The organism is Solirubrobacter pauli (assembly GCF_003633755.1).
GTDB classification, from domain to species: domain Bacteria; phylum Actinomycetota; class Thermoleophilia; order Solirubrobacterales; family Solirubrobacteraceae; genus Solirubrobacter; species Solirubrobacter pauli.
Genome location: NZ_RBIL01000003.1, coordinates 256,191 through 271,498 on the forward strand (window position 1 = coordinate 256,191; position 15,308 = coordinate 271,498).

At 72.6% G+C, this 15,308-nt stretch carries 17 protein-coding genes; 4 read left to right on the plus strand and 13 right to left on the minus strand.

The window, feature by feature from the left end; translation table 11 throughout:
• Positions 1–108: 108 nt before the first annotated feature.
• A complete protein-coding gene (gene nhaA / locus C8N24_RS32925) occupies positions 109–2,478 on the plus strand; it encodes a Na+/H+ antiporter NhaA (RefSeq protein ID WP_121258623.1) in 2,370 nt (789 codons plus the stop codon).
• On the opposite strand, the gene C8N24_RS32930 is transcribed toward nhaA, so the two are convergent.
• A complete protein-coding gene (locus C8N24_RS32930) occupies positions 2,471–3,208 on the minus strand; it encodes a c-type cytochrome (RefSeq protein ID WP_170179587.1) in 738 nt (245 codons plus the stop codon). The two genes, nhaA and C8N24_RS32930, sit on opposite strands and share 8 nt — an antisense overlap.
• Positions 3,209–3,253: 45 nt before the next feature.
• Entirely contained in the window at positions 3,254–4,750 is a 1,497-nt protein-coding gene (locus C8N24_RS32935) for a glycosyltransferase family 4 protein (RefSeq protein ID WP_170179588.1), read from the minus strand.
• A gap of 53 nt (positions 4,751–4,803) precedes the next feature.
• On the opposite strand from C8N24_RS32935, the gene C8N24_RS32940 reads away from it, so the two are divergent.
• The 3 genes from C8N24_RS32940 (at position 4,804) to C8N24_RS32950 (ending at position 7,731) form a co-directional block, all read left to right on the plus strand.
• Positions 4,804–5,073 (plus strand): hypothetical protein, encoded by a 270-nt coding sequence (locus tag C8N24_RS32940; protein WP_121258629.1) that lies wholly within the window; start codon positions 4,804–4,806, stop codon positions 5,071–5,073.
• Between the two features lie 59 nt (positions 5,074–5,132).
• A complete protein-coding gene (locus C8N24_RS34490; RefSeq protein ID WP_170179589.1) occupies positions 5,133–5,477 on the plus strand; it encodes a hypothetical protein in 345 nt (114 codons plus the stop codon).
• 106 nt (positions 5,478–5,583) lie between these two features.
• Positions 5,584–7,731 (plus strand): diguanylate cyclase, encoded by a 2,148-nt coding sequence (locus C8N24_RS32950; protein ID WP_121258631.1) that lies wholly within the window; start codon positions 5,584–5,586, stop codon positions 7,729–7,731.
• Here C8N24_RS32950 and C8N24_RS32955 read toward each other — a convergent pair.
• The 11 genes from C8N24_RS32955 to C8N24_RS33000 all read right to left on the minus strand — a co-directional run bounded on the left by C8N24_RS32955 (position 7,682) and on the right by C8N24_RS33000 (position 15,293).
• Positions 7,682–8,365 (minus strand): hypothetical protein, encoded by a 684-nt coding sequence (locus C8N24_RS32955; RefSeq protein WP_121258633.1) that lies wholly within the window; start codon positions 8,363–8,365, stop codon positions 7,682–7,684. The genes C8N24_RS32950 and C8N24_RS32955 overlap by 50 nt on opposite strands.
• 67 nt (positions 8,366–8,432) lie before the next feature.
• A complete protein-coding gene (locus tag C8N24_RS32960; RefSeq protein ID WP_121258635.1) occupies positions 8,433–8,636 on the minus strand; it encodes a cold-shock protein in 204 nt (67 codons plus the stop codon).
• Between the two features lie 147 nt (positions 8,637–8,783).
• The gene (locus C8N24_RS32965; RefSeq protein ID WP_121258637.1) at positions 8,784–9,197 is read right to left on the minus strand and encodes an HIT family protein; all 414 of its coding nucleotides are present in this window, start codon (positions 9,195–9,197) and stop codon (positions 8,784–8,786) included.
• Between the two features lie 11 nt (positions 9,198–9,208).
• A complete protein-coding gene (locus C8N24_RS32970) occupies positions 9,209–10,882 on the minus strand; it encodes a DEAD/DEAH box helicase (protein ID WP_211340253.1) in 1,674 nt (557 codons plus the stop codon).
• A gap of 228 nt (positions 10,883–11,110) precedes the next feature.
• Positions 11,111–11,479: a DUF2934 domain-containing protein gene (locus C8N24_RS32975; RefSeq protein ID WP_121258639.1), complete on the minus strand. Its 369-nt coding sequence runs from the start codon at positions 11,477–11,479 to the stop codon at positions 11,111–11,113.
• A gap of 75 nt (positions 11,480–11,554) precedes the next feature.
• Complete coding sequence (locus tag C8N24_RS34495; protein WP_170179590.1) at positions 11,555–11,722, minus strand: hypothetical protein; 168 nt, start codon at positions 11,720–11,722, stop codon at positions 11,555–11,557.
• A 20-nt stretch (positions 11,723–11,742) separates the two neighbouring features.
• Entirely contained in the window at positions 11,743–12,438 is a 696-nt protein-coding gene (locus tag C8N24_RS32980; RefSeq protein WP_121258641.1) for a hypothetical protein, read from the minus strand.
• Entirely contained in the window at positions 12,435–12,968 is a 534-nt protein-coding gene (locus tag C8N24_RS32985) for an RNA polymerase sigma factor (protein WP_170179591.1), read from the minus strand. Before C8N24_RS32985 ends, C8N24_RS32980 begins: the two co-directional genes overlap by 4 nt.
• Before the next feature lie 44 nt (positions 12,969–13,012).
• Positions 13,013–13,390 carry an SRPBCC family protein gene (locus tag C8N24_RS34500; RefSeq protein WP_170179592.1) on the minus strand — a complete coding sequence of 126 codons (378 nt, stop codon included), beginning with the start codon at positions 13,388–13,390 and terminating at the stop codon, positions 13,013–13,015.
• Positions 13,387–14,067 (minus strand): type 1 glutamine amidotransferase, encoded by a 681-nt coding sequence (locus C8N24_RS32995; RefSeq protein ID WP_170179593.1) that lies wholly within the window; start codon positions 14,065–14,067, stop codon positions 13,387–13,389. The genes C8N24_RS34500 and C8N24_RS32995 overlap by 4 nt, the downstream gene beginning before the upstream one ends.
• Positions 14,064–15,293: a sulfatase family protein gene (locus C8N24_RS33000; RefSeq protein ID WP_121258647.1), complete on the minus strand. Its 1,230-nt coding sequence runs from the start codon at positions 15,291–15,293 to the stop codon at positions 14,064–14,066. Before C8N24_RS33000 ends, C8N24_RS32995 begins: the two co-directional genes overlap by 4 nt.
• Positions 15,294–15,308: the final 15 nt, after the last annotated feature.

Below are 15,308 nucleotides of genomic sequence, written 5' to 3' on the forward strand. Positions count from 1 at the left end.
CGCAACGAGCGGGACGCCTTCCGCGTCCTGCTCTACGTGCTGGCCGTCGCGGCCGTGGTCCTGGTCGCGACGCTCGTCATCCAGGCGCTCTGACATCCTTCCGCGTCGATGACGCGGTCTTCCACGCGCGAGCTCGTCGGGCAGTTCGCGGTCCCTCTTCGCGCCTACCTGCGCACCGAGACCGGCAGCGCCGGGCTGCTGCTTGGCGCCACGATTCTCGCGCTGCTGTGGGCGAACTCGCCGTTCTCAGACTCCTACGAGGATCTCTGGGGCCTGCACATCTCGGTCAGCATCGGCGACTTCTTCGACTACGACCACGACCTGCGCCACTGGGTCAACGACGGGCTGATGGTGCTGTTCTTCTTCGTCATCGGCCTGGAGCTGCGGCGCCAGCTGTCGATGGGCGAGCTGACCGACCGCAGCCGCTTCACGATCCCGGCGCTCGGCGCGCTCGCGGGCCTCGCCGTGCCCGCGCTCATCTACCTGGCCCTGAACCCGAGCGGCGAGGCCGCGCGCGGCTGGGGCATCGCGATGGCCACCGATACCGCGTTCGTGCTCGGCGCGCTCGCGGTGGTCGGCCCGGCGTTCCCCGCGCATCTGCGCGTGTTCATGCTCTCGCTCTCGGTCGTCGACGACATCGGCGCGCTGGTGGCCATCGCGGTCTTCTACTCCGAGGACGTCCGGCTGCTGCCGATCGTGATCGCGGCCGGCTGCGTGCTCGCGCTGGTGCTCGTCAGCCGCGTGCGCGTGTTCCGCGGGCCGGTCTACCTCGTCGTCGGCCTCGTGCTGTGGGTGGCGATGGTCGAGTCGGGCATCCACCCCACGCTCGCCGGCGTCGTGCTCGGCCTGTGCGTGTCCGCGTTCGCGCCGCGCGCGGAGGACGTGCGCGAGGCGGGCGCCCTCGCACGCGCGTTCGGGCAGTCGCCGCTGCCGGAGCTCGCGCGGTCCGCGAAGCTGTCGGTCGAGCGCGCGGTCTCCCCCAACGAGCGGCTCACGGAGCTGCTGCACCCGTGGTCGAGCTTCTTCATCGTGCCGGTGTTCGCGCTCGCCAACGCGGGCGTGGCGATCAACGGGGCGCTCCTGGAGCGGGCGTTCGCCTCGCCGGTCACGTGGGGCGTGATCGCCGGCCTCGTGGGCGGCAAGCTCGTGGGCATCGGCGCGACGAGCCTCATCTCCGTCCGGCTCGGCCTCGGCCGGCTGCCCGGGCGGATCCGCTCCGGCGAGCTGCTCGGCGGCGCCGCGCTCGGCGGGATCGGCTTCACGATCTCGCTGTTCGTCACCGACCTGGCGTTCGACTCGCAGGAGCTGGCCGACGAGGCCCGCGTGGGCATCCTGGCGGCGTCGCTGCTGGCGCTCGCCGTGGGCTGGGCGATCTTCGCGCTCGACAAGCGCCTGGCCGCCGACTCCGACGACGCGCCGATCACCGCGCTCGACCGCGCGGTCGACCCGGCCGTCGACCACATCCGCGGCGCCGTCGACGCGCCGCTGGAGCTCGTCGAGTACGGCGACTTCGAGTGCCCGTTCTGCGGCCGCGCGACCGGCGCGGTCGAGGAGGTGCGCGAGCGCCTGGGCGACCGCCTGCGCTACGTCTTCCGCCATCTGCCGCTCCCTGACGTGCACCCGAACGCCGTGCTGGCGGCCGAGGCGGCGGAGGCCGCGGGTGAGCAGGGCGCGTTCTGGGAGATGCACGACCGCCTGTTCGCACACCAGGACGAGCTCACCCCCAGCGATCTCGTCGACCACGCGAGCGCGCTCGGGCTCGACGTCGAGCGCTTCACGCGCGCACTGGGCTCAGGCGAGCACGCCGCGCGCGTGCGCACCGATGTCGCCAGCGCCGAGGCCAGCGGCGCCGACGGCACGCCGACCTTCTTCGTCAACGGCGTCCGCCTGCTCGGCCGCTACGACGCCGACGCGCTCGCCGCGGCGCTCGTCGGCGACGACCCCGCCGAGCTCCCGCCGCCACCGCCCGGCCGCGACGACGGCCTGCCGGCGATCGGCCGCCTGCGCGGCCCCGGTGACGACACGCTGGTGATCGACGAGCGCCGCGAGGAGGAACCGCCCAGCGACGCCTTCCCGCGCCTCACCGACGCGCAGATCGCGACGCTCTCCGCCTTCGGCGAGCGCCGCCCGATCACCCACAGCCGGCCGCTGTTCGGCATGGGCGACCCCGCGGCCGACTTCGTCGTCGTGATCAGCGGCGCGGTCGCGATGGTCGACGGCTACGGCACGCTCAACCGCGTCGGCCGCTTCCACGGCCCGGGCAGCTTCATCGGCGAGCTGGCGCTGCTGCGCGGCGAGCTGACGTTGACGACCGCGGTCGGCGCCCGCGACGGCGAGGTGCTGGTCGTCCCCGCCGAGCGGCTGGCGGACGCGCTGTCCGCCGACCTGGAGCTGCGGGACGTCGTGTCCCGCGCCTACCTGCTGCGCCGCGCGATGCTCCTGGCCTACGCGGCCGGGGAGCAGCGCGGCACTACTTGACGGTGAGCTTGCCTTCCATGCCGCCCTCGCGGTGGCCGGGCACCGAGCAGAAGAACGTGTACTCGCCCGGCTTGAGGTCGGTCGTGAACTCGGACACGCCGCCGTTGGTGACGACCTCGCCCTTGGCGTTGACGCCGTTGCCCTCGACCGCGATGTCGTGGTCCACGGGCTGCGGGTTCTCCGACGTGAACTTGACGCTGCCGGCCTCGGCCTCGGCGTCCGCGAACTTGTAGGCCAGGCCGGAATCGGCCACCGGGATGTCCAGCACGCCGTTCTTGGCCGTGGCCGTGCCTTCGGCCTGCGAGGCGCCCACGCCCGCCAGACGGCCCTTGTCCTCACCGGGGACGGCCGCCGCGGCGGCGACGTAGGCGGCGACGTCACGCGCGTCCTGGCCCGTCACCAGGTTCGCGGGCATCTGCGGCGTCGTCTCCGTGAACTTCTGAGGGTTGAGTTGAGGGTTACGGTTGGGGTGCAGGATCTGCCCGTAGACCACGCCCTGGAACGTGCTCTCGCCCAGGCCGTCGGCGCGCGCCTGCGCGAAGGCCGCGTCCAGGTTCGGCCCCGAGACGCCCGTGGCGCCCGCGCGCTCCAGCGTGTGACAGGCGGCGCATTCCTGGACGAACAGCTGCTTGCCGTTGACCAAGTTGGCGTTGCCGTCCTTCAACTGGCAGCCCGCAAGGACGCTCGACGCCGACACGACCCCGACGATCCACGCCAGCTCTCTCCTCATCTGCGGCATCCTAACCAGAGACGAGGACGAGGGAGTCGCTCGCGGCTACACGGGGTCCGGAAGGTCAGCCAGCGCACCTTGCCCGGCGGCGATGACCGTCCGCGCGACGCCGTCCCACGAGTAGCGGGCGCGGGTCGTCTCGACGATCGCCTCCCGCGTACGCGCGCGCACGTCCTCAGGTGCGCCCAGCCAGCCGCTCAGCGCGTCGGCGAGCTCGGTCACCGACGAGTCGCCCAGCTCGAACGACAGCCAGTCGCGCGCCTCGACCGGCACGGCCGCCCGCAGCGTCCGGGCGACCTCGCCCAACCCCGAGTGGTTCGCCACCACCGGCAGCGCCCCGCAGGCGGCGGCCTCCGCCGCGACCATGCCGAACGCCTCCGGGAACGTCGACGTCACGGCCATCGCCTCGCAGGCGGGCAGCAGCCCCGTCAGCTCGTCGTGGTCGAGGCGGCCCGCGAACTGCACCCGCCCCGCCGTCGCCTTCGCCGCCTCCGCGTACGTCTCGTCAGCGGACGCCAGGAAGGCGGAGACCTGGGGCAGCTCGCGTCCATCCTCGCCCTGCACCTCGGGCACGACGCCGGCCGCGAGCGACGCGGCCATCGCCTCCAGACCCGGCCGGAACGCACCGAAGCCGACGACCAGCAACCGCGCGCGGGGCTCGCGCGCGAGCACGAGCGGGAACGCCGCCAGCAGCAGCTCGACGCCCTTGGACGCGATCAGCTTGCCGACGAAGACGATCAGCCGGTCGCCCGGCTCGACGGCGTCCAGCGCGGCCACGGCCTCCTGCGTGTCGCGGTCGAACGAGGAGCCCGTCACCGCGGCGGGCGCCATCGCCGCCAGGCGGTTCCGCAGGTCCTGCAGGTCGACCGCACGCGGCGCGAATCGCTCCACGTCCACGCCGGGCGGGCCGAGCTTCGTCCGCGGCGGCACGGTCGGGTCGTCGAGCTCGTCCCACAGCGTCTGGCCGGTGTGGTACGAGCCGACGAGGAACGCCTTCGCCGGCGCCGCGCCCTCGACCGCGTGCGGCCGGAAGCGCGGGTACGGCTTGACGACGTACTCGAGGTCGGAGCCGTGGACCTTGACGGCGTACGGCACGTCCTCGCCCAACGCGCGCGCGAAGATCAGCGGCGCCATCACGAGGTGGTTGGCGAGCGCCACCTCGGGTCGGGCGCGCTCGACGACCTCGCGGACGGCGGCGACGTTGCTCTCGATGTAGAAGTCGAGTTCCTCGTCGCTGAGCTGCGGGAACGGACGCGCGTCGAAGCCCTCGTAGCGATCGGCGACGTACAGCGGCAGGACACCGCCGATGTTGGGCCGGTAGACCGTCGCCCGCACCGGGCCGGCGCCGCGCTCACGCACCTGCAGCGCGCCGGCGTCCCAGTCCCCGACCGCGTCCACCCAGTCCAGCGAGAACGGATCCCGCTCCTGGCAGAGGAGGTGCAGCTCGTGCCCGCCGCGGACCAGCGCGGCCCCCAGCTCGGCGTTGTAGACGTTGGATCCCGTCCCGTGCAGCAGATAGCCGTGGAAGATGAGGACTCGCACGCGGAGAAGGCTACGCGTCGCGGCCGCCGAAGCCGCTGCTAGGCTCACCGCCGATGTCAGAGGGCCAGCTCTACCGCCTCCGCGCCCCGTCCACGGGTCGCGAGCTGCTGCTCGCGGCGGAGCCCGGGAAGGTCTACACGGACCACGACACGGGCGAGGAGCTCGTGGTGGTGGGGAAGGTGCTCCCCCTGGAGCCGTCGAAGTCCAGCCTGCCATGGGCCGTGGAGACACTTCGCTTCTGCAACTGGTGCGATCAGCCCGCCCAGAAGGATCTGAACGACTGCCCCACGTGCGGCCGCCGCATGGCCGCGCTGCCCAGCTGAGAGGAGGTCGCCGTATGCGCCTCGCGCCGCGGCTTGCCGCGTCCATCACTGTGCTTGCGTTGATCGCCGCCGGGTGCGGCGGAAGCAGCGTCGCCTACCGCGAGGTCCCTGGCGGCCCGCCCGAGCTCACCGTGCCCGGCGACGGCGCCGGCTTCTCGTCGGCCGCCACCCCGACGCCGACGGAAGACCCTGACGCCACCGAGACCCCCGACCCCGACGCCGAGGCGACCACCACGCCTGACGCCGGCACGGGCGAGGAGGCGACCGGCGCGACCGGCACCACCGAAGGCGGGACCGAGGCTCCCGCGCAGGAGGAGCCGGCCCCCGAGGACACGGCGCCGCAGGCCGAGACGCCTGCGCCCGGGCTCGAGGACTACTGCGCCGAGAACCCCGGCGCCTGCTGAGTCGGGTCCGTGTTCCCGCGCGTCGGCGCGGGTACGTGAAGGTCAAGTCCGAGTCGTACCGGCCGATTACTTCGACCGGGAAGAGGCAAACGTACTGCGGATCGCCATGGACACCAGCGCCGGCGCCGGCTGCCCGCTCAGTCTGGTCGCCCACCACGCCGCCTCGGCCACGTCGAGGGGCGCGCTGTTCGCTGCGCTCGAGCAGGCGCTCGCGACGCAGCTCGGCGCCGACCGCGCGCGCCTGCTGGAGATCAGCCAGGACCGCCGGGGCGCGTCCGGTGAGCCCACCGACGCCGTTGACTACGTGCGCTTCGACGAGGGCCCTTCGGCCACGGCGACCGTGCTGCGCACCGGCGCGCCGCTCGCGATCCCGGACGCGCTGACGAGCGACGCGCTCGTCTCCGGCCTCGCCGAGCAGCACGGCGTGGCTTCCGCCCTCTTCGTCCCGGTCGCCTACGGCGGCGCGATCCGCGACGTGCTCCTGATCGCCTGGAACGACCCGCGCGCGATCTCCGCCGAGGACGTCCGCGACGCCCAGCTGCTCGCCGATCAGGCCGCCGCCGGCTACGGCCGTCTCGAGGCTGAGGAGCGCCGTGCCGCCGGCTCGCTGCAGGACCGCGCGGTCGTGCGCGCCGCGCGGGCACTCGGCCAGTCGCTGGAGCTCCAGGAGGTCCTGCAGACGCTGGTCGAGGAGGCCTCGCTGGCGCTCGACGGCGACGAGTCGGGCGTCTACCTCGCGGACCTCGAGGCCGGCGACGCGGTGGCCACCGCCGGCTACAAGGTCCCGGAGCCCTGGGTGGGCGCGCGGATCAAGCCGGGCGAGGGCGCGGCCGGCCGCGTGTTCGCGTCAGGCAAGGCGTTCATCACCCAGGACTACCAGCAGCTCGGCGGCTTCACCCAGCACCCGCAGCGCCCCGAGCTGATGACCGCGGTCTCGGTCCCCATGTACTGGGACGACGAGCTGCGCGGCGCGCTTTCGGTCGCGTGGAAGCGCCGGCGGTTCGTGCACGACGAGGACGTCCGCACGCTGGAGGCGATCGCCGGCCTGGCGACCGTCGCCTGCCGCAACGCGGAGGCGTTCGAGCACGTCCAGCACGTCGCCCGCACGGACGCGCTGACCGGCGTCCTCAACCACGGCGCCATGCAGCTGCGGATCCGCGAGGAGATCGCCCGCGCGCGCCGCGACGGGCATCCGCTCGGCGCCGTCATCCTCGACCTCGACGACTTCAAGGGCGTCAACGACACCCAGGGCCACGCCGCCGGCGACGAGCTGCTGCGCACGGTCGCCCGCGCGCTCCAGGGCGAGCTGCGCCCGTACGACCAGGTCGCCCGCTACGGCGGCGACGAGTTCGTGCTGCTGCTCCCCGGCTCGGACGAGGAGATGACCGCTCAGGTGGCCGAGCGCTGCCGCGACGCGATCGGCGGCAAGTGCTCGATCGGCGTCGCCGCCTGGCACGACGGGCTGGACGCCGACGGGCTGCTCGAGCAGGCCGACCGCGCGCTGATGCTCGCCAAGCGCACCGGCAAGGGCCGCGTGGCCGTCGCCAACCCCGAGGTCGAGCGTGAGCTGGCGCTGCTGCAGTCGCGCTCGGGCTCCCCCGCCGCCGTCCAGGCGCTGGCGGCCGCGATCGAGGAGCGCGACAACTACACGCACGAGCACACGCAGGAGCTCGTCCGGCTCGCGCGCGGCGTCGCGATGATGCTCGGGCTGGACTCCGGGCACGTGGAGCGGATCGCGCACGCGGCGCTCCTGCACGACGTCGGGAAGCTGGCGATGCCCGAGGAGCTGCTCACCAAGGACGGCCCGCTCACCCAGGAGGAGTGGGAGGTCATGTCCGAGCACCCGATCGTGGGCGAGCGGATCCTCGCTCGCACCAAGGAGCTGTCGACGCTCGCGCCGATCGTCCGCCACGAGCACGAGCACTGGAACGGCACCGGCTATCCCGACGGGCTCGAGCGCACGCGGATCCCCGTCGGCTCGCGCGTGATCCTCGCCTGCCACGCGTACGTGGCGATGACCACCGAGCGCCCGTACCGGCCGGCGCTCACGCCCGCACGGAGCATCACCGAGCTACGCGCCGGCTCAGGGTCCAAGTACGACCCCGAGGTGATCGACGCGCTGCTCGACCTGCTCGGGCACGACCGCCCGCAGGTGCCGGACCGCGCCGCGGGCGTGAAGCTGGCCGCGGCGCCGCCGCGGGAGGCTACGTCCCGTCGCTCGGCGGGTCCGCCGGGGTGGGCGCCGGGCGGGTGACGAGGGTCGCGCTGTAGGTGAGGCGCGCCTTGTAGAGGCAGCGGTACTGCTTGACCGTGTCCAGCGACTGCTGGGCGGTCTGCGTGCCGGTGTCGTTGCACTTGCCCTTCTCGCGCGAGGCGCGCCACGAGCTGTGGTCGGTCAGCAGCGGCGTGAGCGCCGGCGCCCACGTCGGAACTGTCAGTGCAATGACATAACCCTTCTTGACGTTGAGCGAGCGGCCCAGCGGGAACTGCACCGTCTGCCCGAAGTAGGGCTTGAGCTGCTGCACCGGGCTCTGGGTCACCGTGCGGGAGTAGAGCGTCTTGCCCTGGCGCAGGACGGTCAACCGCGCCGACGCGGGACCACCGAGGTTCTTGTCGAAGAACGCGATCTGCTCGGCCGACGGACGGCCGAGGTTGATCGACCAGGCGACGATCTTCCCGTCCTCGGGAACGGTGAACGCGCTGCGCTCATCCCCGACCTTGATCTGGTAGCCGGTGGTGCGCGAGACGGCGAGGCAGGGTGCGGCCGGGCACGCCGGCGCGGCGTCCGTGCGACCGACCTCGATGACTTTTGCCGAGGCGGGTGTGGACGCTGAAGCCAGCGCCACGGCCGATGTCGCCGCGGCGAGCGTGAGCGTGCGAGAGACCATCACACACGCATTGAACACGACGGGAGGCCGGGGGATGCGTCTCCCCCCGGTTCCACGGCGTCTCTCCTTACAGCTTCTGGACGTTGATCGCCTTGGGGCCCTTGTCCCCGTTCTCCTCTTCGAAGGTGACCTTCGCACCCTCGGCTAGCGATCGATATCCGTCGCCCGTAATGCCGGAGAAATGGACGAACAGGTCACGTCCTCCCCCGTCGGGCGTGATGAAGCCGAAGCCCTTCTCGTCCGAGAACCACTTGACCGTACCGGTGCCCACAGATGACCCCACTTGACTACTGCTCGACGTCTAACCACGCCGCACTTATTTCGACCGGTCGGTGCGTCCGGCCCCAACGGGGCAGACGCTATACAGGTGCGCAGTACGGACGCAACCGCCTTCTACACCTGCTGGGTGTGGAGATGTCTACGCGCTCAGGAGCTCTGCTGCTTGTGCGATCTCGTCACGATCGCCGGGCGCCGGCTGCCACGGAAGCCGCAGCGGGTCGCCGTCGTAGCGCGGGATCACGTGGATGTGGAAGTGGAAGACCGTCTGCCAGGCCTTGGGCCCGCAGCTGTTGATCAGGTTGATCCCGTCCGCATTCAGCTTGTCCTTCGCGCGCTGGGCGAGCAGCTGCGCGGTGCGCGCGCACGCCGCGAGGTCCTCCGGGTCGATCTCCAGCAGGTCCTTCGCGTGCTCGCGCGGGATCACCAGCAGGTGCCCGCGCGTACCCGGGTTGATGTCCATGAAGGCGATCGTCCGCTCGTCCTCGTAGACGCGCGTCGACGGGATCTGCCCCGCGACGATCTTGCAGAACAGGCAGTCGGGATCAGCGGCCATGGGTCCGTAGGCTAACGCCGGGGGCTCGCGAAGCGCTCGCGCCGGATGGTCGCCTTCTTGCCCTTGATCGTGGTGCCGCGCAGCGCCGTGATCACGCCGTCCACCGACCCCTCGGGGACCTCCACGAGCGAGAAGCGGTCGGCGATCTCGATGCCGCCGATGTCGCGTCCGGTCAACCCGGCCTCGTTGGTGATCGCGCCGACGAGGTCCTTCGGGCGGATCCCCGCGACGCGGCCGGCGCCGATGAAGATGCGCGTCATGCCGCTGCTGTCGCGCTTGCCGCCGCGGTCGGGCCGCTTGGCGCCACGCTCCGGGCGGTCGCCGCGCGGAGCCGGGATGTCCGGGATCTCCTCCTCGTCGTCGCCCGGGCCGCCGCTCGCCTCGTGGGCGAGCTTGATCGCGGCCGCCGCGACGTCCATCAGGTCGTAGGACTCGGCGAGCGTCTCGACGACCACGCGGAAGCGGTCCAGGTCGCCGTCGTCGAGCAGGGACTCCTCCAGGCCGGCGCGCGTGAGCTCAAGCCGGCGCGCACGCAGGTCGGCGACCGTCGGGATCTTCTCGACCGCGATCTTCTGCTTGGTGACGCGCTCGACCGTCTTCAACATCCGGTGCTCGCGCGGCTGGGCGAGCGTAATCGCGGTGCCCTCCCGCCCGGCACGGCCGACGCGGCCGATCCGGTGCACGTACGTCTCGGGCGAGGACGGCACGTCGTAGTTGACGACGTGCGTCAGCAGGTCGATGTCCAGGCCGCGGGCGGCGACGTCGGTGGCGAGCAGCAGGTCGGCGTTGCCGGAGCGCAGCCGGCTCATCACGCGGTCGCGCTGCTGCTGGGACATGCCGCCGTGCAGCGCCTCGGCGCGGTAGCCGCGGCCGTTGAGCGTCTCCGTGAGCGTGTCGACCTCGTCGCGCGTGCGGCAGAAGACGAGCGCCGCCGTCGGCTGCTCGACGTCGAGCAGCCGGCCGAGCGCCGCCGGCTTGTTCGCGCGCGGCACGATGTACGCGACCTGGCGGACGCGCTTGGCCTCGGCCTCCACGTCGGCGCGGCCGATCTCGATCCGCTCGGGCTCGCGCAGGTGGCGCGAGACCATCCCGTTCAGCCGCGGCGGCATCGTGGCCGAGAAGAGCACGGTCTGGCGGCTCTCGGGCGCGGCGTCGAGCAGGGCCTCGAGGTCCTCGGCGAAGCCCATGTCGAGCATCTCGTCGGCTTCGTCGAGCACGACGGTCTCGACCGACTTCAGGTCCAGCGTGCCGCGGTTGAGGTGGTCGATCGCGCGGCCGGGGGTCGCGACGACCACGTCCACCCCACGCTCGAGCGCGCGCAGCTGCATGCGGATCGGCTGGCCGCCGTAGACGGGCAGGACGCGCGTGCGCAACCCGCGGCCGTATTTGTGCATCGCCTCGGAGACCTGCATCGCGAGCTCACGCGTCGGCACGAGCACGAGCGCCGCCGGGTTCGTGTCCGACCGGTTCGTCTCCAGGCGCTGGAGCACCGGCAGCGCGAACGCTGCGGTCTTGCCCGTGCCGGTGGCGGCCTGCCCGAGCAGGTCGCGACCCTCGATCAGCGGCGGGATCGCCTCGCGCTGGATCGGCGTCGGCTCTTCATAACCAAGGTGGTTGAGGGCGGTGAGCAGCTCCTCCCGGAGCGCTAGGTCCGCAAAGGTGATAGCTGCGTCGTCGTCGGCCACGTCGTGCCCTTACGCTAGCGGGCGCGACGTGGCGATCGAGGCTAAGAGTGGTGTTGCCCGGCCCAGGCCATCATCGCGAAGAACGCGACGGCACCGGACAGGATGAGAACGGCGGCGATCTGGGTCATGGACCCATGATCGGCACGGGTCCCGAAGCCTTGATAACCGCTGTCTCAAAGGTTCCATAATTCGGCCGTCCGGGTGGCCCGGACGGCCGTGCGACCCGTGCTAGGCAGCGGTGCCGGCGAGCTCGCGCTCCGCCGTGAGCCAGTGGTCGACGGGGTCGCCGCCCTGGTTCTCGAGCGCGATGTAGTAGGCGCGCTCGGCGATGGCCTCGAACGGCACCTCGACGACTTCGACGACCTCGACGACCTCGACGGCGGTCGGGGCCTCAGGGGCGGCGGGAGCGGCCGGAGCGGCGTCCGCGAAGCGCTTGCGCCACTCGGCTACACCGCCGAGCTTGCCCATGGCGGTGCTCAGACCAGAGAGGCCACGAGCGGAGAGCTCCTCGCGCTTCGGGAAGCGACCGAGCTCCGCGACGATCGGCTCGAGGGTGGCGTGGATGGTTTCAGCGTCCCAACGACGGCGGGTAGTCATGGCGGCGAGTATCGCGCGCGTTATGCCGAGTGTCGTGCCAAACGGTGACGAAACCCCCTGAACCGGGGGCGGTGGTCAGCGCTGAGACCCCGGGCTGGCCTCGTCGTCGAGGTCCAGGAGCGCGTCGATGGCCGCGACGAGCGACGACGACTCGCGCGTGCCGATGCGCAACAGCACCTCCCGGCATGCCATCAGCAGCTCGTCCCGCTGCTCGAGCGCCTCAGCTAGATCATCCGCGGCCACAGCCGCGCACGGTAGAGCGCTCAGCGGATGGCGGCCGCGTACGGCGACGGGACGCGACCGCAGCTCCCCTGCGCGTACTGGCGCAGCGGCGCTGGATCACCGGCCGCCGCGGCCCTGGCGTTGAGCGACCAGCCGACCGTGCGCTCGTACGGGTCCCGCAGCGAGCCGCGCAGCGCCGGCCAGTGCGGGATGTCCTGCAGGACCGCGGTCGCGGCCGTTCGTGCCGGCGCGTCGCCGGCCTGCTGCGTGAACACCCAGAACTGCGCCCAGGTGCACGCGGCGCGGTACTCGACGAGGAACTGCACGTCCACGCGGGCGCTGATCGAGCCCATGTTCGCCGCGCTGGAGGGCGTGCCCGCCCAGTCCATCGACTCGCCCGCGCCGGGCGGATACGGCACGCGCGCCGCGATCTCCGCCGCCACGATCGGCAGCTGGTCGTGCGCGATGCGGGTGCCGAGGGAGCGCCACTCGGGCGTCGGCGCGGCGACCAGCGCCCGCGACTGCGCGAGCGTGGCCCGCGGGACGGTCAACGGCGGAGGCGCGGCCGCCGGTGCGGACGCCTCGTCGTGCTGCGTCAGCGCGACGACCAGGGCCGCGGCGCACACGGCCGCCACCGGCGCGCCCACCCAGCGCGCCCACGACCGCTGCCGGCGCCGCGGATAGCGACGCTCGGCCGCCGCGTCCAGCGCCGACTCGAGCTGGGGGAACAGGCTCACAGGAGGCCTTTCAGCGTCAGGAGCCCGCGGCTCACGCGCTTGCGCACGACCGCCTCGGACACCTGGACCGCGGCGGCGATGTCCTTGTAGGAGCGCTCGTCGATCACGTGCGCGCGCACGGCCTCCGCCTGCGCGTCCGGGAGCTGCTCGAGCAGCTCGAACGCCCGCTCCTCCCCCGCGAGCCGCTCGATCCGCCCGACGAGCTCGTCGTCGACCTCCAGCGGTGGCATCGCGAGCTTGCGGCGCGCGCGGTCCTCGACCCGGCCGCGCTCGAACGAGCGCATCAACCGGTGGCGGGCGATCCCGTACAGCCAGGCCACCGCCGCGCCACGCTCCGGCCGGTAGTCGGCGGCGCCGAGCAGCGCGGACGCGAACGTCTCCGCGGCGAGGTCGGCGGCGACCTCCGCGTTGCGGACGCGCCGCATGAAATAGCCGAGCACCGACGCCTCGTGGCGGCGGTAGAACACGCCGAACGCCGCCGGACGCACCGGCGTCTCGATCAGCAGGCGTTCATCGGTCCACGCGTCCACACCCCTCAATACCGCGAGGGGTGCGGATTTGTGACGAGGGGGACTTAGACGTCGGCTTCGACGAGGCGGCGGATCGCGTCGAGCGTGCCCATGACCTCGGGGTCGGGCGCGTCGCCGTGGACCGTCGCGACGTAGAGCGTCAACCGCGAGCCTTCCTCGTCCGGGTCGACCTGGAGCCAGCCGTGGTAGTCGCTGCCTTCAGCGCCCCACTCGATCCGACGCTTGGACTCGTCGGTCTTGAACCACCCCTCGCCGTGCTGGGTGTGGCCCTGATAGCGCGCCTCGACGGTCACCTTGTCCCCGTCGTGGGGTTCCGCCTTGGTCATCTGCGGCACGTAGTGCGGCAGGTTGCGGATGTCGGCGAGCGCGGCGTACACCTTGTCGGCGTCCGCGGCCACGTGGTGGGTGTGCTCGTGCTTCACGCGCCGGAGGCTACAGCCACGAGGCCCGCGCGGGCGGCGAACCCGTCGAAGAGCACGTCGGCGGCGCGCGCGGCGGGCTCGGCATACGGCGCCGGGTCGAGGTCGTCGGCCGTCACCCCGGCGCGTGCCATGTCCTCGTGGTCGCTGCTCGCCCAGCCCGCGACGATGTCCGCGGTCACCTCCGGGTGGAACTGCACGCCGAGGTGGCGCTGGTGGCAGAACGCCTGGCAGCCGAACGCGTTCGCGGCCAGCTCGTAGCCGAGCGGCGGCAGCGTGAAGCCGTCCTCGTGCCAGGCCAGCCACGGGCCGGACGGGATCCGCTCGGCGTCGTGGCTGCGCACGGTGACCCAGCCGACCTCGGGCGCCGGCAGCGTGTGGACCGACCCGCCGAGCGCGACGGCCAGCGCCTGGGCGCCGAAGCAGATGCCGAGCACGGGGACGTCGGCGGCGTCGGCCGCGCGCAGCAGGTCGATCGTGCTCGCGACCCACGCGGGTCCGCCGCCCGCGACGCTCGCGCTCGAGCCGAGCGCGGCCACGAAGTCGTAGGTGCGGGGCTCGGGCCACGGCGCGTCCCCGTCGACGCGGAACGTGTCCAGGGCGAACCCGCGGCGTGCGGCCCAGCCTTCGAGCAGACCGGCGGGTGCGTCGCCCTGCGTCTGGAGGACGAGCCCGGTCACGGGCGCTCCACGACGATGGTCGGCTCGTCCGGCGAGCGCTGGCTCGGCAGGTTGATCTCGACGCCCTCCTCGGGCTCGACCGGGCCCTGCAGGAGCGGGTCCCCGGTCTCGGCCATCCACTCGAGCAGCCGACCGCGCAGCTCGTTCAGCGTGCCCTCGTGCGCGGGATCGCCGGCGAGGTTGCTCGCCTCCCCCGGGTCGAACACGAGGTCGTAGAGCTCCTCGGCGGCCGGCGTGCGGTCCGCCAAGCCGTGGGCGAGCAGGTAGTCCTTGCTCGGGCTGTCGTCGATGTTCACGAGCACGGGGCCCTCGTGGCCGTTGTCGAACCGGCGGATGTACTTGTACCGCCTGGTGCGGATCGCGCGCTGCGGCTCGTAGGCGGCGTGGAACGTCATCTCCGCGAACACGGCCTCGTTGCGCTCGGGGTCCAGCAGGCTGCGGCCGCGCAGCCATCCGGGCCGCTCGATCTCCGCCAGCTCGCAGATCGTCGGGAACAGGTCGACCTGGGAGACGAGCTCGTCGGAGACCGTGCCGGTGCCGAACCCCGGGCCGCGGATGATCAGCATCACGCCGATGCCACGGTCGGTCAGCGTGGCCTTCGCGCCGGGGAACGCGAGCCCGTGGTCGGTGGTGAGGATCACGAGCGTGTCGTCGCCGACCGCGTCGAGGACCGTGCCGACGTGCGCGTCGAGGGCGGCCGCGCTCGCGTGGAAGCCGGCCATGTCGCGCCGGATCACGGGCACGTCGGGCAGGTGCGGCGGTGGCGGCGCTTCCCCGTCGACGTCCGGGAACGGCCGGTGCGTCTCCTGGAATCCGGCGGACAGGAAGAACGGCCGCGGCGGCGCCGAGCGCAACCACTCAGCCGCGCGGTCGGCGACCGGTCCGTCGAGGATCGCGTCGTAGCCGATCTCCCGCGGGTCGGGCATCACGTGCTGCTCGCCGACCATCACCGTCGCGTACCCGGCCGCACGCAGCGCGCGCACCAGGTGATGCTCCGGATGGGGCAGCCGCCACCCTCGATGCGCGAGACCCCGCATCCCGAACTCGCCCGTCAGCAGCGCCGCACGGCTCGGCGAGCACACGGGCGCCGCGCTGAACGCCTGCCGGTACAGCACGCCCTGGTCGGCGAGCCGCTGGATGTTCGGCGTCGCCACCGCAGAGCCGTACGGCCCGACGTGCCGGCCGGTGTCGTGCGAGTGCAGGTACACGAAGTTCGGCTTGGACACCGCCCGTGACCCTAC

Coding starts and splice junctions, on each gene's coding strand:
- nhaA (WP_121258623.1), top strand. CDS start 109: ATGACGCGGTCTTCCACGCGCGAGCTCGTCGGGCAGTTCGCGGTCCCT.
- C8N24_RS32930 (WP_170179587.1), bottom strand. CDS start 3,208: ATGAGGAGAGAGCTGGCGTGGATCGTCGGGGTCGTGTCGGCGTCGAGC.
- C8N24_RS32940 (WP_121258629.1), top strand. CDS start 4,804: ATGTCAGAGGGCCAGCTCTACCGCCTCCGCGCCCCGTCCACGGGTCGC.
- C8N24_RS32950 (WP_121258631.1), top strand. CDS start 5,584: ATGGACACCAGCGCCGGCGCCGGCTGCCCGCTCAGTCTGGTCGCCCAC.
- C8N24_RS32955 (WP_121258633.1), bottom strand. CDS start 8,365: ATGGTCTCTCGCACGCTCACGCTCGCCGCGGCGACATCGGCCGTGGCG.
- C8N24_RS32965 (WP_121258637.1), bottom strand. CDS start 9,197: ATGGCCGCTGATCCCGACTGCCTGTTCTGCAAGATCGTCGCGGGGCAG.
- C8N24_RS32975 (WP_121258639.1), bottom strand. CDS start 11,479: ATGACTACCCGCCGTCGTTGGGACGCTGAAACCATCCACGCCACCCTC.